General features: G+C 60.6%; 17 protein-coding genes. 6 read left to right on the top strand and 11 right to left on the bottom strand.

The window, feature by feature from the left end:
* Positions 1-31: 31 nt before the first annotated feature.
* Both VFZ97_06270 and VFZ97_06265 read right to left on the bottom strand, forming a co-directional pair.
* The gene (locus tag VFZ97_06270; protein HEX6393028.1) at positions 32-877 is read right to left on the bottom strand and encodes an ABC transporter permease; all 846 of its coding nucleotides are present in this window, start codon (positions 875-877) and stop codon (positions 32-34) included.
* The gene (locus VFZ97_06265) at positions 874-1,890 is read right to left on the bottom strand and encodes an ABC transporter ATP-binding protein (GenBank protein ID HEX6393027.1); all 1,017 of its coding nucleotides are present in this window, start codon (positions 1,888-1,890) and stop codon (positions 874-876) included. The genes VFZ97_06270 and VFZ97_06265 overlap by 4 nt, the downstream gene beginning before the upstream one ends.
* A gap of 385 nt (positions 1,891-2,275) precedes the next feature.
* Here VFZ97_06265 and VFZ97_06260 point away from each other — a divergent pair, with 385 nt between their 5' ends.
* Entirely contained in the window at positions 2,276-3,367 is a 1,092-nt protein-coding gene (locus VFZ97_06260) for a glycosyltransferase (protein ID HEX6393026.1), read from the top strand.
* Between the two features lie 45 nt (positions 3,368-3,412).
* Here VFZ97_06260 and VFZ97_06255 read toward each other — a convergent pair whose 3' ends face one another.
* From VFZ97_06255 to VFZ97_06240, 4 genes are all read right to left on the bottom strand, one after another.
* Positions 3,413-4,243 (bottom strand): glycosyltransferase family 2 protein, encoded by an 831-nt coding sequence (locus VFZ97_06255; protein ID HEX6393025.1) that lies wholly within the window; start codon positions 4,241-4,243, stop codon positions 3,413-3,415.
* A 262-nt stretch (positions 4,244-4,505) separates the two neighbouring features.
* Positions 4,506-5,147, bottom strand: a complete 642-nt coding sequence (locus VFZ97_06250) for a glycosyltransferase (GenBank protein ID HEX6393024.1) — start codon at positions 5,145-5,147, stop codon at positions 4,506-4,508.
* Positions 5,148-5,689: 542 nt separating this feature from the next.
* On the bottom strand, positions 5,690-6,226 hold the full coding sequence (locus VFZ97_06245) for a glycosyltransferase (GenBank protein ID HEX6393023.1): 537 nt from the start codon (positions 6,224-6,226) through the stop codon (positions 5,690-5,692).
* Between the two features lie 758 nt (positions 6,227-6,984).
* On the bottom strand, positions 6,985-7,818 hold the full coding sequence (locus VFZ97_06240) for a sulfotransferase domain-containing protein (protein HEX6393022.1): 834 nt from the start codon (positions 7,816-7,818) through the stop codon (positions 6,985-6,987).
* Between the two features lie 1,758 nt (positions 7,819-9,576).
* On the opposite strand from VFZ97_06240, the gene VFZ97_06235 reads away from it, so the two are divergent.
* From VFZ97_06235 to VFZ97_06225, 3 genes are all read left to right on the top strand, one after another.
* A complete protein-coding gene (locus VFZ97_06235) occupies positions 9,577-10,521 on the top strand; it encodes a glycosyltransferase (GenBank protein ID HEX6393021.1) in 945 nt (314 codons plus the stop codon).
* Between the two features lie 149 nt (positions 10,522-10,670).
* The gene (locus VFZ97_06230) at positions 10,671-11,567 is read left to right on the top strand and encodes a glycosyltransferase family 2 protein (GenBank protein ID HEX6393020.1); all 897 of its coding nucleotides are present in this window, start codon (positions 10,671-10,673) and stop codon (positions 11,565-11,567) included.
* Positions 11,568-11,745: 178 nt separating this feature from the next.
* On the top strand, positions 11,746-13,383 hold the full coding sequence (locus VFZ97_06225; protein HEX6393019.1) for a hypothetical protein: 1,638 nt from the start codon (positions 11,746-11,748) through the stop codon (positions 13,381-13,383).
* Positions 13,384-13,768: 385 nt separating this feature from the next.
* Here VFZ97_06225 and VFZ97_06220 read toward each other — a convergent pair whose 3' ends face one another.
* The 4 genes from VFZ97_06220 to VFZ97_06205 all read right to left on the bottom strand — a co-directional run bounded on the left by VFZ97_06220 (position 13,769) and on the right by VFZ97_06205 (position 18,417).
* Positions 13,769-15,160 carry a hypothetical protein gene (locus VFZ97_06220; GenBank protein HEX6393018.1) on the bottom strand — a complete coding sequence of 464 codons (1,392 nt, stop codon included), beginning with the start codon at positions 15,158-15,160 and terminating at the stop codon, positions 13,769-13,771.
* A gap of 809 nt (positions 15,161-15,969) precedes the next feature.
* Positions 15,970-16,836 carry an LLM class F420-dependent oxidoreductase gene (locus VFZ97_06215; protein HEX6393017.1) on the bottom strand — a complete coding sequence of 289 codons (867 nt, stop codon included), beginning with the start codon at positions 16,834-16,836 and terminating at the stop codon, positions 15,970-15,972.
* Positions 16,836-17,105 (bottom strand): AraC family ligand binding domain-containing protein, encoded by a 270-nt coding sequence (locus tag VFZ97_06210; protein ID HEX6393016.1) that lies wholly within the window; start codon positions 17,103-17,105, stop codon positions 16,836-16,838. Before VFZ97_06210 ends, VFZ97_06215 begins: the two co-directional genes overlap by 1 nt.
* Before the next feature lie 43 nt (positions 17,106-17,148).
* Positions 17,149-18,417 carry a CocE/NonD family hydrolase gene (locus VFZ97_06205; protein HEX6393015.1) on the bottom strand — a complete coding sequence of 423 codons (1,269 nt, stop codon included), beginning with the start codon at positions 18,415-18,417 and terminating at the stop codon, positions 17,149-17,151.
* A gap of 200 nt (positions 18,418-18,617) precedes the next feature.
* On the opposite strand from VFZ97_06205, the gene VFZ97_06200 reads away from it, so the two are divergent.
* On the top strand, positions 18,618-19,616 hold the full coding sequence (locus VFZ97_06200) for a hypothetical protein (protein ID HEX6393014.1): 999 nt from the start codon (positions 18,618-18,620) through the stop codon (positions 19,614-19,616).
* Positions 19,616-20,032 (top strand): hypothetical protein, encoded by a 417-nt coding sequence (locus VFZ97_06195; protein HEX6393013.1) that lies wholly within the window; start codon positions 19,616-19,618, stop codon positions 20,030-20,032. Before VFZ97_06200 ends, VFZ97_06195 begins: the two co-directional genes overlap by 1 nt.
* Before the next feature lie 147 nt (positions 20,033-20,179).
* On the opposite strand, the gene VFZ97_06190 is transcribed toward VFZ97_06195, so the two are convergent.
* On the bottom strand, positions 20,180-21,787 hold the full coding sequence (locus tag VFZ97_06190) for a sialidase family protein (GenBank protein ID HEX6393012.1): 1,608 nt from the start codon (positions 21,785-21,787) through the stop codon (positions 20,180-20,182).
* Positions 21,788-22,326: the final 539 nt, after the last annotated feature.

Raw genomic sequence — 22,326 nt, 5'->3', positions numbered from 1 at the left:
GACCCTCGTAGTTCGCAAGCGTCGAGTCCGATCAGTAGCCCGCCAGGACTCCGTATTTGCGACCGGTCTCGAGGCTGCGCCCGAAGATCCACATGCTCAAGGGCAGCAAAACTACACAGAACCCAAACAGCAGCAGGATGGCTTCGCCGGAGGTCGGCCCATAGACGTGGCTTGAATGAGCCATCAACACCTTCCTCATACCGGCATTCAGGTAAGTATTTGGAAAGAACCAGGCGATCACCCGCAGAGGCAGCGGGAAGACGTTGATGGGCACGAAGACCCCGCTGAGAATTTGCGCCGACATCCCGTAAACGGTGGCTATAGGGTCACCTCGCTTGGCCAGAACACGCAGCGCTCCTGCTGCGACTCCAATCACGAGGCTGCTTCCCATCGCGAGAACCAGGAGCCCGGTCAGAGCAGCCAGGTCATGTATGCCTATCGCTGCGCCGAATCCCCAGGCCGCCAGCAGGATCACCAGGCCATTCGCGAGCCGGTACAGCATGGGCCAGGCCGCAAGGGCGACCGGAATCAGGCGCCAAGAGATTGGCTCAATGAGCAGCATCTCGAGCCGTCCTTGCTCGATCGCCCATTCCAACTCCTGGCCCAGACCGAGGATGCCACCGCTAGTGATTTGGCTTGCGGCGAGGCCGATGGCTGAGAAGGCAAGATAACCCGAACCGAGACTCGCCGAGCTAACGGTGAAATGGGAAAGAAACAAGAATCCGACGAGCTGGAACAGGGCGCCGAGCTGTAGCAGAACGAACGACAACGGATAGCTGAACGTGGCGCGGGCACCCATCCTCAGGAACGCCCAAGTGACGGTCCCGGCTCTCTGGACACGAGACGGGACGAATGCCGACGTCAACGTTGCGGTCACGGCGCGTTGACATCCCTCTCGCGACCGCCGACGCGCTGCAGTAGGTCCAGGATGAGATCCCGCAGCGGGAGTCGGGCTTCCTCGATCGCCAACATGCCTTCGAGCAGACCGTCTAGCCGGGATACAACGGTGCCGACCGTCATTTCGGTCAAGGCCGAGAACTCGGTTGGCCCGAGGTCCGGGTTCCAGACGATCTCCAGTTCAGGAAGGAGTGATAGCTGCCGTTCAGCCTGATCCTTTTGGCCGACAGTCGCGAAGCGAAGGTTGATCGTTCGCCGTCGCGTCTGAGTCATCAGCGTCTCGAGGTCGCCGTCGAAGATGATGTTTCCACCGAGCATAAGGACGACGCGGCCGCGAAGCGCTTCGATCTCATCCAGCCGATGTGAACTAAGCAGAACGGCGATGCCATCGTCGGCGGCGACCTTCTCGATGACCTGGAGGAGTTCATACGAGCCCACCGGATCAACGGCCGCGGTGGGCTCATCGAGGATCAGGACGCGGGGGCGGTGAAGGAGCGCACGGGCCAGTTGGAGACGGGCTCGCATACCCGCTGACAGCGCGAATCCGACCCTCTCCGCGGCGCCGCTTAGACCGACGATCTCGAGGACTTCGTCGATTCGTTGGCGCAATGGACGACCGCTCAGGCCTGCCAACTGACCGTGGAAGAGCAGGTTGTCGACCGAGGAGAGACGAAGATACAGAGTCTGGTCGCCGGAGGGGACGAACCCGATCAGAGCCCGAGCCGAGCGAGGAGCCGATGACACGTCGATTCCGTACACCCGAACGAGGCCTGACGTAGGCGACGTCAAACCGGTGAGCACTCTGAACAGAGTCGACTTGCCGGCACCGTTGGGCCCAACGATGGCACAGATCTTTCCTGGTGCCACAGCAAGTGAGATGCCTCCAAGGGCAGTGACCGGGGAGGAGATAGCCGATCTCAGAAGGATCCGCATCCACCCAGGGGAGGGAAGGTAGACCTTTGTCAGGTTCCGAACGTCCACCGCCCACTCCACATGCATATTGTCCCACGACGGGAGCCACCGCACGCAACCGCTGGACCGATAGACACACGAGAACGATCGGAACCCATCAGGCGGGAAGACCTTGGTCGGCCCTGCGATGTGCCGATTACGGCCCATATCCCTTCTGGCTTCGCCCAAGGTTGTTGGCTGCGGCCACAAAGCCCTTCGCCAGCCTGTTACTCTCGGCATGGACAATCTGTCTGGCTGACAGACCGATCGGGCATGGAGAGCAAGGGGTTAGGCTGGTTAGGGGACCAAGTCGGCGCGGACGTCATCCGTCACGTGCCTCAGCGCCATTCTTCGTGGATGAGGGCCTGCCGGCTCGGCCTTCGTCCTCCTGAGCTATCCAGTGCCTCGGCCGATTCGAGTTCTGTGGTTGATCAAGGGACTTGACCTTGGTGGCGCGGAGCGTTTGCTCACCTCCGTTGCAAAGGTCGCTGACCACGAGAGATTCAGATATTCCGCTGCATACGTCCTTCCATCGCGGGCCGGCGCCGTGGCGGACTTGGAGTCGGCTGGAGTCGTCACCAAATGCCTCGGCAGCGACCGTCATCTCGATTTGAGATGGGCGGCCCGCCTTCGTGCGCTTCTCCGCTCAGAGTCCATCGACATACTCCACACCCATCTGCCATACGTGCAGCCGATCGGCAGCCTTGTGGCACGGACGCTCCCGCGAGCCGAACGACCACAACTCGTCTACACGCAACACAACATTTGGCATGGGACTAGGTGGCCTAGCCGTTGGGCTAACCGGATCACCCTGGGGCTCAACGATTCGATTATCGCGGTGTCCAATACGGCCCGTGACGCCATGCCGCGAACACTTCGTGATAGGGCCGAGGTCGTCATCCATGGGGTCCCAGTAGCCGAGGCACGATCCGCGAAGGAGTTCCGCCAGGCTGTGAGAGCAGAGTTGAGGGTGGCAGACGACGAGGTGCTAGTCACCTCAGTCGCGAACTTCCGACCCGAAAAAGGACACACCTTGTTGCTCGCGGCGGCCCAAGAGGTCATCGGCCGCGGCCTTCCGGTACGGTTCGCGCTTATCGGCCACGGGCCGTTGGAAGACGAGGTGAGAGCACTCCATAGCCGTCTCGGACTAGGTGACCGCGTACAACTGCTCGGACTTCGACGCGATGTTTTCCGGGTCCTAGCTGCCTCGGACGTGTACGTGCTGTCGTCTCTTCACGAGGGATTTCCTGTCTCAATCATGGAAGCGCTTGTCATGGGTCTACCAGTCGTGACGACTGACGTCGGCGGGGTGCTAGAGGCGCTCCGGGACGGGGTGGATGGTCTGGTCGTGCCACCCCGACGGGCGGACCTTCTGGCCGACGCCATAGCGCGGGTTGTTCGGGACGGAGATCTGAGGAGGCGTTTGACGGAGGGTGCCAAGACGCGAGGCGATGCATTCGATGTGACCGTGGCCGTCCGTCGCATCGAGACGCTCTACCGGAGTCTGGCCGATCCGTGACTCAGCTAATCTTGGCACCGCCGCACACGCACCATGCTTCGTGGATCACATCATTCGACGCTCGTCGGTCGATATCAACTCTCGCCAATCTTTGACATCCAAGCCGACCTTCCGTTCGCCGGGGAATGGGTTCGGCAGTAGTTCGAATCGACCTTCGTAGATGTGATCGAGCATGCGCAGCCTCACTTCGAGTCGTGCCATAAGGAAGGCATCGGGACTCATGGCATAGCGACCACCTCTTGACCCCAGCCGACGCAGCCTTGCCTCCGTGTGGTCGCGGTTGCGAAATGGGAAATGATGCATAAGGAGGCTCGCCGAGAACTCTCGTGCTCGCCGTCCGTCTTTCGTCTTGACCGTGTGATGCCCGTGAAGCGGCACGACATCACCGGGCTCACGCACCCGTATGAGCTGATGTTTCCAGTGGCCCATGCTGCAGTACGGGTTTCGGTACCACGTCGCCAAGGGCAAGGAAAGCAACGGGTGCTCGCGAACCTCGTAGTCTCGCGGACCTCTGGGATAGTGCTCGAGAACTCGACTTCCCACCACGTCCACCCAGTCCGGAAGTTCCTCCACGAGCTCTCTGATCGTTGCCCCATTAGGACCGCGCGGAAACTCGTCGCCGTCTGCGATTACCCACCATACATCTCGACCTTCATCGTAGGTCTGCTGCCATATTTGCGTCGCAATCTTTGCAGTCATTCCCGTTTCACGAAACGTTTCGTGAGGGTCCCTCGTGACTTCCGCACCGGCCTCGAGTGCCTCGCTTACGGTCGCGTCGTCGCTACCGTCATCGACTACAAAGACGCGATCTACCCCCTGGTCCAGGAGGTTACGGACTCCTGCATAAATCACATCCTCTTCATTCCAGACGGCCATGATGCCGAAGATCAGCGGGCGCGTGCGCCCGGGCGTTGTCGGGCCTGGGCCTGGACCCTGCAGTTGCCATTCATCGATACATCGACGCCGTGCGGGGTGATGAGGCGCATTACGACGACGGAGGTGGGCGCTCACCAGTTCGATCGTATGCCTAGGGATATCCTTCGGGCGCGGGCTTAGGGCGACAGGTATCGAGCTCTGTCCATCACTGCTGTCGGTCGGCAAAAGCGCCCGGCGGATTTTGCTGAGCGACAATCGCTGATCACGACTCCGCACGCCCACCACTTCGGTCTCCTTTACGAATAGTGGAATCTTTCCGTTGCTGTTCAAGAAGGTACTCATATTGCTCGAGATATTTCGGCCCGATCGCTCCGATGTCGTAGCGAGCCGAGATCCAGCGCCGAGCCGACTCACTCATGGTCTGCCTGAGTCTTCGGTCGCCAATTAGTCGGCTGATGCCCGATACGAGTCCCTTCCTGTCGCCGGGCGGGACCAGGTAGCCCGTCACACGATCTAGGACGACTTCACTAACGCCGGCCACGGAGAAGGCGACGACGGGTACACCAGCGAATCCGGCCTCGATGACTGAAGCTGGCATCCCTTCTATGCGGCTTGCGAGCAGCATGACATCACTTGCCGCAAGAAGATCACCGACATCCTCACGTGAGCCAAGCATCAATACGCGGTCTCCGATTGCAAGATCACGGATACGGGCTTCGACTTCGGCGCGAAGCGGACCATCTCCGACAATCAGATGACGACATTCGGGCTCGTCGTGGATGAGACAGGCGGTGACCTCCACGTGTTCAAGCGGGTCTTTCTCCCAGGTCAAGGCACCCAAGGAGATAATCACCGGTGCGTTGACAGGTATGCCGAGCCTTGCACGGATCACGTCACGATCCAATCGTGGGGCCACCCGTCCTGGTTCGCACGCACTCGGAATCATGACAACTCGGTCAGCAGGGATCCCGTAAAGGCTGACAATCTCAGTCTGAACACTCTCCGCAACTGCGATGATCCGTGCCGATCTTGAGAGTATGAAGGCATAAGCCCACCGACGCGGGCCCCTCCTGATCCAACTTGGAGGTGAGCCTATCGCTCGTTGCACGACTGGAGCCGGATACCCAATTGTCGCCGCTGCCGTGTACTTCAGCGTGTCTCCTCCGTGACCTTGAATTATGTCTGGGTCTGTCCGCCGCACTAGCCGCCAAAGACCGAACAGGATCCGTAAGTCGACTTTGAGCAGTGGTAAGAGTGGACCACGGCGCGGAAGTGCTGACGTTGGAACTGGAAAGTCAACCCCGCCTTCGATCGTTGAGCCCAAGATGACGACGTGCTGCTCGACAAGGTGCTTGTTCAGTACAGACATGAGCTCCGATGCGAAGACCTCGGCGCCGCGCCGTCCATTCGAGTCGACAATGTGCAGCAACCGCATCTTCATATCGGTCAGCGCTTCGAACCTCGGGCTTGGAGTTGATCCCAAACGCGCATCACTTGGTGCTCCCACGACACTGTGCGAACCTTCTCTCGCGCCCTCTGCCCGAGTTCAGACCGAAGGCCTTCGTCCCGATAGAGCCGGTCGATTCCTTTCGCCAGCGCTCCGGAATCGCCGGGAGTGACAAGGAGCGCATCCTGACCATGAATCAGCAATCGCTCAATCTCGCCAATACGTGGGGCGACGATTGGCCGGGCGCACGCCATGTACTCACGCAGCTTGATCGGAGAGTAATGGAACTCGTCGTGAGACTCGCTTGCGACGACAGCGACGTCCATAGCGGCAATGTATTGAGGGACCTTCGCATGAGGAACCGTCCCGCTGAAATACACGCGGCGAATACCCAGATCTTCTGCCAGTTTCTGGATCCGGTGCCGCTCCTGTCCGTCCCCCACGAGAAGAAGGGCTAAACACGGAATTGCATCCTGCAACCTCGCCACCGCTCTTATCGTCAAATCAAGACCGTGGAATGGTCTGAAACTTCCCATCCAGCCCACAACGAAGCACCCAGCAAGGTGGGCCTCTTCGCGGACCCGGTCACCTGAAATTGTCGGACTAAACCGGTCGGGATCTACACCCGTCGGCGTGACAATCACGCGATTCTCGGCGGCACCTCTTCGACACACTTCATGAGCCACGTGGTCAGAGACACATGCAACAAGATCAGCTGATCGAAACTGTGGCCTCTCGGCGAATTGCTCCACGACTTTGCCCCATCCTGGCCTGTGTACGCCCGACTTGCGGTCTTCCCACACGATTGGAGCGTCGACGAACAAGACGAGCGGTCGTTGAACCGCGCTGGCGATCTCCAGGCCGGACGAACTGAAGAGACCGTGATGCTGCCAGACAAACTTAACGTCTCCTGTCACTGGGGGTAACCGACGGATCGCGCGACGAAATTTGACTGCGCGCGCCAATTCCCGGACGTCCTTGTACGCGGTAATCGCGACCTCGGGGATCCACGGACGCCACCAGCGCGTGGGGTTGGAGGTCAGGCCTTGCCGTGAGGCATGCAGAAGCGCCTCCTCCGGCGTAAAGCTTCCCTCGGGAGTGAGGATCCAAGCTCGACCCCAAATAGACTGGGCGGCGGTCGCCCACGACGCGCAGGTGATCCACAGCGCGACGGGACCCGAATCCCCGCTAGTCGGTACCTGGGAGACGAAGATAACGCCAGCCTGAACCGTGCTATCGCGAAGTTCATCTCCATCCGGACTCGCCTCCGCTATCGTTCCACGTCCAACGCCGGTCACGTGATATCCCAATATTCGAAGGATGCGCCAAGGAGCTCACGCAGCTCAAGCGCGTCCTCGGCGAGTCTCTCAGCCAGTCGCTGGCATATGTCATCAGTCATTACGAAGTGTGATGGATTGACTCCACGTGTTCGCAGCGGGAGCGTCTTGTCTTTGATCCGATCTGGGACTCGACGGGCGATAGCATCGTGGCCCGGGATCTTCTGCGCGATGGTGAAGCCGTGTCGTAAGACCCGTTTCTCGCTCGTGGAGTGGAATTCCTGATTGAGCACCTCATGTGGCCACGAATTGTCAATATGTAGAAAATTGGCCATGCACTCCGCGGTAGCTCGGCGATCGTGGCGGAGATCTTCAGATTTCAATACGAGGATTTGTGAACGATCGAAGTAGTCGAGGTATTGCCGCAGTTGCAAGCCATACCGACTGAAGTTCAGATAGGAAGGATCAGAGAGCACAGCTCCGCTGAGGGAGCGACGTTCGAGGCCCAGAAGTCGCTGATGCAGGTACTGTGAGTGGATTCGATCAATTGGGTGTCTCACGAGGTACACGATGCGGACGTCCGGGACCACAGAGGCAATACGCTCAGGCACACCTTGGTGAACGGGCCATTTGGAATAGCTCGTAGATGCCTCGCCGATCACCTGCGCGGCCCCCGTCCGAGCGAAGTGACTTTCGTACCACTCAATACCTCTAGGCCAATTGAGCTCCTTGACGAAGAAGTCAATCTCCTTCGGAACCGACATGAAGACCTGGGGATGGGCGCGCAGGTACTCCCAGAGGCTGTCCGTGCCTGCCTTCATGGCGCCGATCAGCAGAAAGTTCGGCAACATTTCTCTAGTCCTCGAACGCAAGATGCCCCAAAGATCGTCACTCCGCATGGTCCAATTCCGCGTTGACCGTTTACCCCCAGGCGACCCTGAACTAGCCCCCGAAATCCGTAAGTCGTTATCTTTCTTTGCCCTCGTCAGCTCACCACAGCGTAGCGGCTTCCAGGCCGCGGCCCAAGCCAGAGTGTCTAAAACGGCAACCGATCGATGACGCTATGTAGTGTGCGCACTGATCCTTGAAGGCTTATCCGTTGCTCGAGCAACGCGACTCGGGATTCTTTCCCCAGTTCCAGGTTACGATCAGCGGTTCCTCAAAATAGATCGCAATCCCTCTTCTACATGGCGTCCCAATTTCGTAACACGGAGACGGGACACCGGCGCCAAACACATTAACGCCTTCGTCTCATCTGAAAGGGTCGATATGCCTAAAGCTAGGCGCAGGAGCCGGCTTAGCAACATGTTGTCGCTCAATATGTCCGCTCTGGTCATGTTCGCCAAGGGGCCGCTCATTGTTCCATTAAAGAGGAAGACACTTATCGGTGAAGACTGCATGATCGCTGCGGGTGGCTCCAAACGGGAGAGGAGACGACGCCATTCATACCACTCAATCGGCACCATTCGTTTTCGTGGAAACCTGTAGTAATCGAAATGATCAAGATGTTCGCATAGGCTGTCTGAGCCAAGAGCCGCCCAAGGCAAAGTCGTCCAATCGTCAGACGACGCCAGTACCTCGTCCTGAGCTCGACGCCAAGCGCGTATCAACGGGGCATTGGGGCGGGCGGCGAACATGCCGAGGCTAAAACGCTCAGCAGATACGACGCTATCCCGGGCGAGAGGTTCGACGAAGATACGCAGCGGCATCATCAGAACGGTGTCTGCGTCGATCCATGTTCCGCCATACCGCTCAATTAGCCGGACCCGTGCATAGTCGCTGCGCCGGACCGGGTTCCCAAGCCCCCGCCAAATGATGGGAGAACAATCTGGAAGCCAACTGAACACGGTCTCTTGGTCGAGTTCGTGAAGAAGCATGTCATCATCTAGATTCGCCTTGATCGTCTCAAGACAAACATCTAAGTACGGTGGCTTTCGCTCACCGGGTAGCGTTTCCCAATACATCCACACATGGCTTGTCCTCGCATAGTAGTGGGAATCTTGGAGGTCTGACACGGCATCCGTTCATTCCACATAAAGGAACGGTACAGCGATTGGATATATCATTTGGTGCTCCGTTGCTGGGCTGAACCCTCGGTTTATTATCACGACATTGGGATATGTTACGTTCGCGGAAGTGTTATAGCTGTCTTGCGACCCGACCCTTTTCCACACTAAAGATTACAATAACGGGAGTCAACACCGACTTTGGTTCTTTCTGGCGCAGCAGCACCATGCCTCAGCCCGTTGGCTGTGCCTCCTCCACGAGTCAGGACGGGCGCTTCTTGCTACCCATCACCCCACCATTATCCGCAAGGGTTCCCAATCCGCAGACCATGTATCCAGTGGTATACCCGCCTAGCCTGCCAGACGTAGTACCCAGGTAGAGAGTGCAGTCCGCGCCATGTAATATCCTACCGTGGGTGTCCACGGTCCTGGTATATCGGCGGGCTTCGTCGCTGCCATTCGGGAATGCCATCCTCATCAAGCTCGAGGTGGACGTCTGACCAACAGGACACCTGCCTGTGCTCCAATACGGTCTCGGGACGAGTACCTCGGCTCCTTCCAGCACAGTGCATACCTTGGCCCCAGGCTCATCATCCGGTCACAGTGGATCTCTACGGCGTACTGATCACCTATCAGAGGCCCGATGCGTTGGAATACTCACTCCAGCAGATCCACACCCAGAGCCCCCGACAGCTCAAGAAGCTCGTGGTTGTTGACAACGAGCGGTCTCAGGTCACTCACGACCTCGTTTCTGACTTCAGCGACCGCGGGCTTGCAGTCGATTACCTCCCCGCTCGGGACAATATTGGACCAGCCGGGGGCCGAGCGCTCGGGGCCCAGCATCTGCTGACTGAGGCCTCAGACGATGATTGGGTCGTGTTCTTCGACGATCGAAGAGCGCTTCCGAGACCCTCAACCCTGAGCGAACTCGGCGACTTTGCCGATCAAATGCTGGCCCACGATCCCGCTACCGCGGGCGTGGGCCTTGCGGGAGCCCGCGTCGACCTGCGGCGCGTCCGAGTGCGGATGCCGGCTGCGCATGAGCTCACAGGCCCAGTGAGGGTCGACACCCTATACAGCAATCGTTTTCCCACTTTCCGCGTGGCGGTGATCCGCCGACACGGAAGTGACGACCCCAGATTTTTCTGGGGATGGGAAGACACCGAATATTGCCTCCGTCTTGGTGAGCTCGGGCATGCTCTTTACATGCACGGGGCGCTTTGGAGCGAACTCCGAGAGAAGATGTCTACGCCGGGATTTCAGCACGTACGGATCCGGGTAGAGGAGCCTGAGTCGCGGCGTTATTACTCGCTCCGGAACCTGATCCGTATCCTCATTGAGCGTGGGCACTACTTGGCAGCCTTTCGGGTCGCGCTCATCTCCGGACTCGTCAAGCCGTTAGTCAATATCCCGATAGCACCGCGCCATGCTGTAAGAAACCTTAAGCTCAATGTAAGCGCCTTACGTGACGGCTTGACCGGCAGGATGGGTTGTACGATGCCTATGGAAGCCCGTCGTCTGCCGCTTCGGACCTTCGAGGTAAATTGAGCGCACTCAAGAGACTTGTTGAACGGGCGCTCAAGCCACTGGTTCGGGCGGGGGTGAGACCACCGAGCTTCGTCCGCCGCTACTGGATTACAGATAGGCCGCGGCCAAGGCGAACGTCACCGCTTTCCTCCTTTCGGTTCTTTGGAATCATGACGACTTGGTTCGATGCCGACGTCATCGAAGCTACGGTCAAGAACGCCCTCCTTCAAGGTTGCGAGGAGGTGTACATCCTCGACAACGACAGCCCCGACGACACCGTCCAGATCGCCCGATCTGCTGGCGCGGTCATAGAGCGTGTCTACGCTACAGAATACTTTGACGACGTACTCAAGACACGGCTTATGAACGAGACGGTCCAAGCCATCTCAGAACAGTCCGGCGACGACCATATCTGGTGGCTCTATTTGGATTCAGACGAATTTCACCATGGTCCATATGGATTGACCGTGCGCGAGTACTTAGACAGCCTAGATCGTTCATTTAGAGTCGTTGGAGCTACTGCTTTTGACCATTTCCCGCATGCGGTTCCCGAATACGAGTCGGGGCGCCACCCCCTTGATTTTCAGCCGCTCTGCGCGGCGCGCCCGCTACCTTCGCTGTTTGACATTTGCTGGCTACACCACTGGAAGCATCCTCTTATTCGCTGGGACCGCGGAGCTCCATCACTTCTGCCGACCGTCGGGTTTCACTTCGTTAAGGCCGATTTCCAGCTCCTGGAGCCGCGCCAGGGAATCTTTTTGCACCATTTCCAGTATCGTCAGGAATCAGTCACCCGCGGTCGCCTGGAAGCGGCCTGTGGCGTCCCACTCGGGGCGGCGGATCCGCCAAGAATCGCTCTCTACGACCAGCAAGTCGGTGCCTCCGATCTCACCCGGCGATGGCGCAACTTGGACGCCGTCTACCAGCATCGCTGGTCCGAGGTCGATCATCAGGGAAGTCCGGGGGTACCTTTGGGCGTGAAGCCCCGCCCCTGGACGGATCTCGTGCCTCCGGTCCACACACGAATATCGCGGTGGTACCCGACTCAAAGTAGCCGCTCCTCATGAAGGCGGGCCGACCCCCTGACCGATGTTCGAACCGCGTCCTAAGCAAGGTGACAACCGGTATAGCCGTGCACCACTTCTGGGTTCTTGGTAGCCGCGTCGCTTAGTCAGACCTGTCTCAACCTATTGCGGAAGGTTACGTGATGCGCGTTGGGGATCGACGTCATAGCCAAGGATGGATGTGACAGATTCGGGCACGGAAAGCACGGCTTCTGATGGTGGCGCGGTCAGGGTCGTCCTCGTCTTGGGCTCCGACCATCCCGACGCTTGGATACGACGAGTAATCGAAGACTGCCTGTCCTCTCCTGCTTGTCGCCTCATCGCTATTCTGATCGCGGGCACCATCGCCCGTGGAGCGTTGTCAGCTCGACCAAGGGTCTCTGGGAACTTTTACAGACGTCTTGACGACCGCTTGTTTCCGGCCAAACCCGATGCGTTTGCCCGGGCCGACCTTCCGTCCGGTGTGCATATCGACCAGAGCGACGTCTTTCTGACCGACGATCACACCGTCCTGGGTCGGCAGGTCCTGTCGCGGCTCGAAGAACAGCAAGTTGACGTCGTCCTCGCTCTCGGTGTGCCCAACTTGGAGGCAACTTGCCCGACCACCATGTCGATGTGGTCATTGGACATCGGAGGGCGTGCACACAGTTCGTGGGTGACGGGACCGGTGCCGGAACTCGTAGCCGGGAAACACCTTGTTGTCATAACACTTCGAGAGTCGAGCACAAGACCCCGGCTCCTTGGAGCGATCCGTCGAACCGTGACGGCAGTCATCCCCTGGTCGGCCAGCCTTACCCGCAACAAAGCAATGTGGTCCTCCGCAAACCTGATCATGAACGCTTTGCGACAGGTCCAGGATCGGACTGCCTGCTCGGAGTCGTGCAATCTCCCGCTCACCGTCAGCGATGTAGGTCTATCAACGCCGTCTCGCAGGGCTAATCGCGCCTTCACACTCCGTCAGGTGACCCGACTAGCGGCTCACGCCATGGTCCGAACTGTCGCACGAGACCAATGGGGCATCGCGTACCGAGCTCGAAACACCCGCATGAACTTCGGACAAGGAGGTGGCTATCGGTTGCTCAAAGCGCCACCCGGTCACAGCTATGCCGACCCCTTCTTGATCGAACATTCCGGGCAACACTGGCTATTCGTTGAGGACTATGTGTACGCAAACAACAGAGCGCGCCTTGTCTGCTTCGAGCTCAGCGACAACGGTGGCCAAGAAATCGTCCCAGTTTTGGACGAGCCCTATCACCTCTCCTACCCGTTCGTGTTCCGCCGGCAAGGAGAAGTCTTTATGATTCCCGAGTCGGGTCAGACTGGAACGATTGAGCTGTACCGATCCACATCATTTCCTGACCGCTGGGAGCCCCTCGGACCCATCTTGTCGAGAGTCTGGGCATCTGACGCCACCGTGGCTGAGTACGCTGGTCTTCTCTGGTTGTTCGTCACGCTCGCCCGTTCTGGCATGCACCCGTCTGACGAACTTCACCTGTACTTCGCCACCGACCTGATGGGCCCATGGCAGGCCCATCCCATGAATCCGATCGTCAATGACGTCCGAGCCGGTCGCGCAGCAGGTCGCCCCTATTTAATGGACGGAACTCTCATCCGTCCTGCCCAAGACAGTGCTAGCCGATACGGGCATGCCATCAACTTCCAAGCTGTGACTCTGCTCACGGTGGATGATTACAAGGAAGCGACGGTAGGACGGCTGCAAGCGGATCAGGTAGGTGCTACCGCAACTCATACCTACAACTTCGATGCGCGATATGAGGTCATCGACCTTCTGAAGTCCAGGGTACGCTGGCACAGCTGACCCGCCCCTATGGGCAGCCGTAGACGGGATCACGGGTCCAGGCAGCGTGAGCAGTTTTGGGATGTCGTTCAGAGGGGTCCGATAACTACGAACTCAATGTCCCTGTCACCGTGTCGTCGATGGATTCGTATCCGACGCACCTAGCCCATATTGTCTGGCGGGGTGGCGATCCGCTGGCGCGTTAGCTTGCGACAAGGCTTCTCCAGGCGACGATCTCGACGGCAAGCGGTACCAACCATCTGGGCTCATTCGGAGCTGATGCGTCTGCTCGGGGAATCTATGGCGCGGTTCTTCTCGGACTACAACCTGCGGCTTCCGAAGGCCGAGGTCGAATGGGTCGGCAGCGCCGGTACCATCGAGGCGAACGCAGTCGCTCATCCCATCGTCATGGGATTACCGACTGTGGCACCGTGACCATATCGCTGATGTAGTTGACGTTGCTGCCGTCGCTCACATACCAGAGAAGCATGTTCACACCGTCACCGGCATTTTGTATCGATGGTCGGTACAATCCTTCTGTGCCCGGTGCGTCCCACTGGTTCGACGTGGCTGGCACTACGAACGGTTTGGTGGCGCACGTCCAGTTCAGCCCATCAGTCGAGGATGCCAGCCATAGGTTGCGTGGGATATCGCTATCCGAGAACGCAATGACATATTTGCTGCCGATTTTGATCGGTGCCGAGATGTGCCAAGGTTTCCGGCCGCCTGGGATTGTCAGAGTGCAGGCGGTCTGCGATGACCATGAGCCAGAGACCGTGGAGGAGGTTTGGCGATAGATAACCGCGGAACTGGGGACTTGGATGCTCATCGTGTAAAGCCAGTATTCATTGCTGGCCGAGTCGTAGAACATCGTCGGGCACTCGTAGTACGGACCGATCGAGCTGTTGCCGGTGAGCGTGAAGCCCTGGTCCGTCCAGGCTGTGCCGTTTGTTGACGTGGCGTACCTGACGCCATTGGTGATGTTCGCGTTCTCTCGCACATAAAGGCAATAGAGCGTGCCGTCGCGTGCCGTGTTATCGAACAGGCACGGATCAGCGTTGTTTCCAGAGTTACCGCCCCCCGGATAGGGCACAACGGGGTTGGTGATTCCCGTCGCTGACCACGTATTCCCATCGTCGGAGAAAGCGATATTGGGGTTCTCGGATGGGAAGTTGCTGTCGAAGGGCGATGACGCCATCCAATACTTGTGACCGAAAACTCCTGATGAGTTGTAGATGGCTCCCAGCTCAATTGCGTCTGTAACCGATTTCCCGTTGTAATCCTTGCTGGGCATCGTCGTGTGGTTGGGTGAGTTATAGCTCGGCCCGGTGATGATGTTGTAGACCTCCCACAACCAGTTCGACATCGCCGTCAGATCGGAGGTTGCTGGCGTCCCGGTGCCGACAATAACCAGGATCACCTCCGCGTCGAGAAAGAAACCGTTGAACGCCTGTGACCCGCCGATGGTGACTGTTGTGGCCCCGATGTTCGGCTGGGACGACATTGCCGCTGAGGTCGAGCCGGACAGGTTGTTGTAGTCGGTCACGATTGTCTTGGCCGTTACCGGATCCCACGTCCATTGGAACATTGCGCAACCCACGGGGACCTGCGTGTTGGCCGTTATTTCGGTGACGCCCCAACAGGCGACGCCGAGAGGGGTGTTCCACTCAAACGCATAGCCAATCGCCGAGTTGCCTGGGGTGGCGACTTCAAAGATCGCGGTTTGACCACTATCACCGACGACGTTCATAACCACCCAGATCCACGCCGGACCTTTAGCAGGAAGATTGCCCAGCATCGTCGAGGACAGGAACTGCCTGTTGGCGTTGTTGAACCGAGCTGCCTGGTGTCCCGTGTTGCTTGAGTTCGTGACAAGTGTTGGTTGTGCGCTGCGGGTTGGTTGCGACAGCGTGATACCTGCTTTCCGATCGGTCCACGATGGAACAGGGGCACCGTTTACACCAGTCAGGTCGTCCGCATTCCAATAAGCGATCGCGTTGGAAATTTGCGACGGATTCCACCCAGGTGGGGGAGGGGGCAGCGTGGTTGTCGTCGTCGTCGTCGGCGCCGTCGTTGTCGTGGTAGTCGGCGGCACGGTTGTTGTCGTTGTCGTCGTGGTGGGCGGCGCGGTCGTTGTCGTCGAGGGAGGGTGATGCTCTCGGGCTGCTGCGGATCGAAGACCGATCAACTCTAGGGCGTAGACACCAGCCCCGATGACAAGGCCCTTTTTGAGCATCTCCCGACGGGACAGGAGTGCCGACGATCGGGCTGAATCGTCCAGCCAGTCACCGTCCAAGATCGTCCCCTTCCTCTCAGCCGACCGTCGTGGCGACCACACTCCGATTGCGAAGGTCCGGAAACTGACTGCCATCGCCCCGGACCCTGCTAGTTGAGCTGAACCGTCCGATGATGCGGCTGAAGGAGATGGGCCTCGGCGGAAAATGTCCTTTCGGACAAACCAGCTGCGGTTCGCATAACTATCGAAAGTCGAGGGTAGCTGGCGTTGCCTCCCACGAGCCCGCGTACCAAGTCGCTGTCACCGTTGCCGAGGGCGTTGGGATCGGTCTGGTGTCAGGTCGCAAGAGGGGCGGTCGGAGTCCGCCAGGGCTAAAGGGCCGTCAGTGCCGGCGCCAAAGCCCGCCACTCAGCGCGGGGAAATGACCCCTCGTCGCTGACTACCTGGACACACACGTGGTCGGCGCCGGCGTCTCGGTGCTCGCGAATCCGAGCGGCGATCTGTTCTTCGTCGCCCCATGCGACCAGCGCATCAATGAGACGATCGCTTCCGCCGCCGGCGAAGTCGTCGTCTCCGAACCCGAGCCGGCGGATGTTGTTGGTGTAGTTGGGCAGACCCAGATACACCTCGAGGTGCTGACGACCGCGGCGTCGGGCGATTTCCGGGTCAGTGGTAAGTGTGACCGCCTGCTCCGGTAATACCAGCTTTCCTGGACCGACCGCTTCGCGGGCGATGGCCGTGTGCTCCGGGGTGACGTTGTATGGATGGGCGCCGGCCGCTCGATCACGGGAGAGCCCCAGCATCCGCGGCCCGAGCGCCGCTAGGACACGGTCGTCCGGGTTGAGTGGAGTTTCCGCGGAATCGAGGCCGTCGAGGTAGGCGGACATCGCAGACAGCGGTTTGCGATACCGGCCGGGTTCGGTGGAGTCCACGAGCAATTGATGGCTGACTCCTATACCCACGAGGAAACGGTCGCCGTGTTGATTGCGCATGCGCGCGTGGAATTCGGCCGTCTCCCCCGCGTCGTGCATCCAGAGGTTGAGGATCCCGGTGGCGACGATGGCGCTCTTTGTCGCGTTGAGGAGCCGCTCGACGACGTCGAACAGGTTGCCTCCGACATCGGGCACCCACAAGGCGGTATATCCGAGCTCTTCCAGTTCGGCCGCCGCCTCGGAGGACTCTCCTGCATCCCCGTAGCGGAGTCCGGCGCTCCAGATTCCGGTTCCCCTGACCTTCATCAAAGGTGCGCCTCCGCGCACTGGACGCCGGTAGGTCCGACGGTGGCCGAGTGGACAACTCCAGGGCGAAGGTCCATCCGCTCACCACGAGAAAGCTGGACGTCGCCATCGGGAAGGTGGAACACGATCGAACCCTCGAGACAACAGAGGACTTTCCGGTAGCCGTGGCTATGTGGGGCGTACGTGTCGCCAGGGGAGTTCGACCACTCCGTCACCTGGTGGCCGGCGGCAGACATCTCGTCAACGAACCCCGTTGCTGGTTCGGTCACGGGGGCGAGACTAACCGGGGCGGGAGGTAGAGGGGGAGTGGGCTCAAGCCCCGGGTGGTAGCTGCGCCACGGAGGAGGCCTCGACGTCTAGGCGCTGCTGGCTGACCAGGCCGGATTCCTCGAGCGCCTCGGAAACGAAGCGTTGAACGGAACCGGTCAGGAAGAAGCCAACATGCCCGCCCGGGTACCAGGCGATGCTGGGTCGGTCCCAGTGCTCCCACAACCGTCGAGCCTGGCTGGCAGTGGACATACGGTCGCCTGCGCCGGCGAAAATGTAGCGGCGTTCGGCGGCAACCTTGGGAGCCAGGGCAAGCGGGGAAACGACCCGGTTGACCCCGTCTGCCTGGGGTCCTAGTGCCCCGGTCCTGTAGGCCCGCAGCCGGACGCTGTTAGGGCTGTGTCGGCGATAGAGGTCGGGCAGATCCGTCGCTGGTACACCGGCGATCACGCAGGCCAGTCGCTCCTCGAGCGAAGCGACGAGGGAAACGACGTAACCGCCGAGGGACAGTCCGTAGAGCCCGATCGGCACCTCGCCGTGTTGGTGACGGATCCAACGGATCACGGATCGGGTGTCGTATGCGGCTTGGGCCATGCCGTGGATGCTGTCGATCAGGTCTATCGACATGAAGCCTTCGCCGCGGGCGGTGCCGGGGGTCTGGCGCGGCCCGTGCATCGGAAGGACGATCAGCGCCAGGTTCAGCTTCAGATGACGCTGCATCCGATCGGCCCGGAACGCGGGGAGATCCATCGAAGGGACCCCCATGCCGAACCCGTGCAGGCAGACAAGCCATGGCCGTCCCGGTTCAGGGGACCGGACGACGTATGCGTGGGCGGTTCGATTCTCGAGGTGCGAGAGCCACCGCTCGCCACCGGGCTCACCGTCGTGGGGACGGTATCCGCTTCCGAAAGACAGGTGCTCGTACGACTGGCGACGGAACGTCCGCTCTTGGGTAACGGAGACGGCTTGGGGTGCTTGCGGCGTCACGTGATAAGCGGCTGGATCGTCCAGCCAACCGTTCTCTCTCCACATCTCGTAGGCGCCGAGGATGTCCTGCCCCGCCCGTTCGTAATCCTCCTCTTTCGGGAAAAGACCCGGGTTGCGCATCAGCGATATGAGGACCTCGTCAAGGAGCACCTGCAGCGCCAGGCCCGCCGATGGCCCGAGCTCCGGATAGCCGTCTTCGGTTCGGGTGCCGGTCCGTCGAAGGACGCCGACCATCCGTGGGACCGCCTGGGCCATGCCGACCAACCGCGGGTCGGTCAATCCGCGCCAGGCGGTTCGCGCCCATCGGTCGGCCGGAGGTAAGGACATCCTGGTTGAGAACTTACCCTGACACGGGTGTCATAGAACGGCATGCTCGGGCAGTGAAGCGCCTCGAGGACGCCGGCGCCTCTCGCGAGAGTTCAGATGAAGACTCATCTCAAATTCCCCGGATCAGACAATCACCCCCACTTGGCCGAATGGACTTCTTCCCTTGAATCGGGCTTCGCGGCGTCTTACCGTCAACGACGGTGGCGAAGGGGGTCGCAAGGGGGCCGACAGGGGTCGGGCCCTCCCGCGGACTATCTCGGCGCACCGTCCTCAAGGCAGCGGGGGTCGGAGCGACCGCCGCTTGGGTCACGCCCGTCGTCGAGTCCTTTACCCTGTCGGCCGCCGCCGTCTCGGGACCGGTCCGAGCTTGCACGGCGACAGTCACGCTGCCCAACCACGTCCGGGGGACGGCGTCGCCAGCGGCCATGGCCGATCGAATCCCGCCCCGGGTCGACACCACCGTTACCGTTGTCGTCAATGGACTTAATGCCCAGGATCCACCGATAATCCTGTCGATCGTAGGAGGGGCAGGCGACGGTACGGCGACGATTGACGGGGGTGGCACCAGGATTCTGGCGGCAAACGGAACCTTCATGCCCAATCTGCGCGGGGTCACACAGACCGAGGCAGGTCGAGGGCCGAAACTCATCCTGATCGCCTCGCAGGGCGGGTCTCGGTGCGCCATGACTCCGCCATTCGCCGTGTCGGCCATCCCGCTGAACTACACGGAGTCGTTCGACAGCCTTGTGACCGGTACGAGAAGGGGCATCGTTGTGCAGGATGGCTGGTCCTCCGACAGTGGCAACATCGCCGACCTGGATCAATGCGACATCTCCGAGGAGGTCCAGCCGATCAGCGGGACCGGCTGCTTCGGCGTCGGGCCATCCGACACCTCGGGGTACCTGCCAGGGAACAGTCCGAGCAAGGACACCCACAGCACAGGGACGGCGATCCTGACCTCGACAGGGACACGCGTGGTCAACCAGACGTGCAAGTTCCGAGACAAGCGGTCCATCTCCACTGACATCCCGATGACCAACTCGGGTTATACGGTCACGCGTACGGTTATCGCCAAGGCGGGAGGGGGCTTCCAGATCACCACCACGAAGCAGGGTGCCAACGTGACGGCCAACGGCACCACCTCCAACGCCGGTGCAACGACGCCGGCCGGCGGCATCACGAGGACGCAGGACGTGTGATGGCCAGCCTGGATGACGTGCGAGCCGCTTACGCCGCGTGGCCAGACAAGGGCGTGCCCGATGGCAGCGGGCGACGCGTGACGGTTCTGACTCTTCCGGGGGAGACGATTGTCGGCGGCACGCCGATCGACGTCTATCACGTGTTCGAGGCAACGACGGCCGGTGTGGACGTATACGTGATGGGTCCCAAGCCGGTCTATGGCGAGTCGGTCGATGGCAGCCAGATCACGCCGACCGGCCCCGCGGGCGAGGAGCTCGCTCCTGCGCTCTACGACGGCGAGGTGCTGGCGGGGCCGGCGGTCGACGTCAACTACGCCGTCACTACCTACACGTTCTCGTCTGGTTCCGGCTCACACACCGTGACCTGGGATCCCGAGTCGGGACTCAACTCCAACACCCTCGTCATAGTCGTTTGACTCCAATCAAGGGATGTCAGTAATACGGCTTGTTCCCAGATCGAGCCACGGTGGCCGGGCCCTCAACTCTGGCAGGTTGAACCTCGGATGTCTTCGCCCTACCCGGCCGCTGGGTCCGCCTGCCGGCGGCCGGGTGGCGCTGCTCCTTTAGCTCTGCTTGATCGTTGCGGTGTACGGATCCTGGTTGGTCGCCAAGGGTGTCGACCGGTCCCGGATGTCGGTCCACAGGGCGTGAGCGGTTCCGGTGGAGTCGAGTGCGACCGCGTTGTAGTCGCCGATGAAATCGTCCGTACAGCTCGGGTACGCGAACAGGTTCCCGCCGGGAACGTCGGAGGCGGCGCTCGACACCGTGACAGGAGGCGCCCAGCTCGAACCGCCGTCGAAGGACATCGAGGCCCGATCGACGTAGTTGTCGGCGACGCTGGTGTTGTCGTCGTACCAGGCGGCGGCGACCGTGCCTCCACGGGCAGACAGCCATGGGAAGAACTGGTTCCCTGCCCCGCCGGCGAGCGTCTGTGGAGCGGACCAGGTCGTACCGCCGTCGGTCGACTTCATGATCACGACGTCGGCGTTGAGACCGTTCCAGTTCGACCATGCGACGTACTGGTTGGAGCCGTCGACCGCGAAGGTGGGGAAGCTGTTGTCCCTGAATGTGTCACCGGGGAGCGGGCTCGGAATGTCGCTGATCGGCCACAGCAGTCTGGTGGTGAAGGTGCTGCCCCCGTCGGTAGATGTGGCCTCGGCCGCCCAGTCGCGGTTGTGGAACCGGAAAGCCTCGAATGTGACGTAGACCGTCCCGTCGCTACCGACAATGACCGTGGATGCCTGATCCTGGTCGAGCGGGGAGATTTGGACGGGAGCGGACCAGGACGAGCCACCGTTAGTCGTCTTCGAAATCACGATTGGCGAGCTTTGCGTGCGGCCCGAGCGAGTCGTGTGGAACTGGGTCCAAGTTACGTAGGCGGTGTTGGAGTTGGCCGGGTCGGCGGCGATCCAGTCCTTGTCGTTGGAGAGGGTCACTCCAGCCGTGGCAGGTGTCTGCACGACGAAGCTCGTCGTCCAGGTCGACCCGCCGTCGGTCGACCGGCTCACCGCGACCCCGCTGGCAGGGTCGGTGCGATTGAACGCGAGGTTCGAGTACCAGAATGTGTTGTCCGGTCCAGCGGAGATAGAAGGGTCGCCCGCCGTGTCGTACGGTCCGGGGTCCGAGGAATTGTTAGTGACCAGGTCCGGGAGAAACCCGACGGTCCACTTCGATCCGCCGTCGGTTGATTGGTAGAACCCGCCGGCGCCGTCGTAACGGTTCTCGGTCGGTTGGTACAGGCGATAGTCGTTCGCCCCGCCGACCAGGTTCTTGTCATCGGTGGGGTTGACCGCGATGGTGGTCTCGTTCTGCGGGGTGGGCTTTCCGGGTGTGCACGTGAACACGCTGGTGTCGTTGATGGTCGCTTGAGTGATGACGTCGTTGTTGCCGATGGCGTCCACGTTGGTGCCGGGGGTGAGAGTCGCTGTCGACGAGGTGACAGCAGGGAAGGCGGACGAAGTCGGTGGTGCCGGCCGGTTCCCATTGCCTCCGCGTTCGGGTGCGCGGATCCCGCTGTAAGGGGTTTCTGGACCCGGTGACATAGATGACTGGTGAGGATTCGCAGCCCACCCCGTAGACGGGCCGGCCATTGCAAGCAGTGAGGCGCAGAGGGCTGCGCCGGCCGAAACCCGGGTACGGCGTCCTGCTACCGCCGCAGCTAGTGAACGCATGTCTCCTCCCAATCGGCTTAGGTTCAGGTTGGGGCCGAACATAGTTGAAGGGCACATGGCTCGCATCGGCTGGCGGAAGGGCGCGAAGTTCTCGCTATCGGCGGTTTACCGTCGTGACACCGGAATGCAATCTGCCGAGCGTGCCAGACCGGCAACCATGCCCCGCCTGGCGGCGGGGCGAATCGATTATTGGTCTTCTTACGGTTCCCGGCCCGTCAAGACTCTCTAGTCGCACCTGACCCGGAGGTTGGACGGGTCTTGTGGCCGCTCCTGCGGTCTTGACTGGCCTCTCGTCCCTGCTCGAGGCCTGCAGAGGAGATTTAGGGATCTATATGTTTGGAAGGACCCGACCTGGCGGTGAGGGGTGCAAGGTCGGGTCCGTCCGGATGGTGCAGATCGTCTGCCCCCACCCCTTGGGCGGGACGATCTAACTCACCTACAGCAGAGGATGAACCGTCAGAATCAATCCGACCGCAACGAAGCCACAACGAGCTTCCAGCGAGAAAAACCAGAAATTCTCGCACTCCAGGATGCGAATG

The organism is Acidimicrobiales bacterium (genome assembly GCA_036378675.1).
Lineage (GTDB): Bacteria > Actinomycetota > Acidimicrobiia > Acidimicrobiales > Palsa-688 > DASUWA01.
Note: the sequence above shows the minus strand (reverse complement) of the source record. Positions and strands in the feature narration are given on the sequence as shown.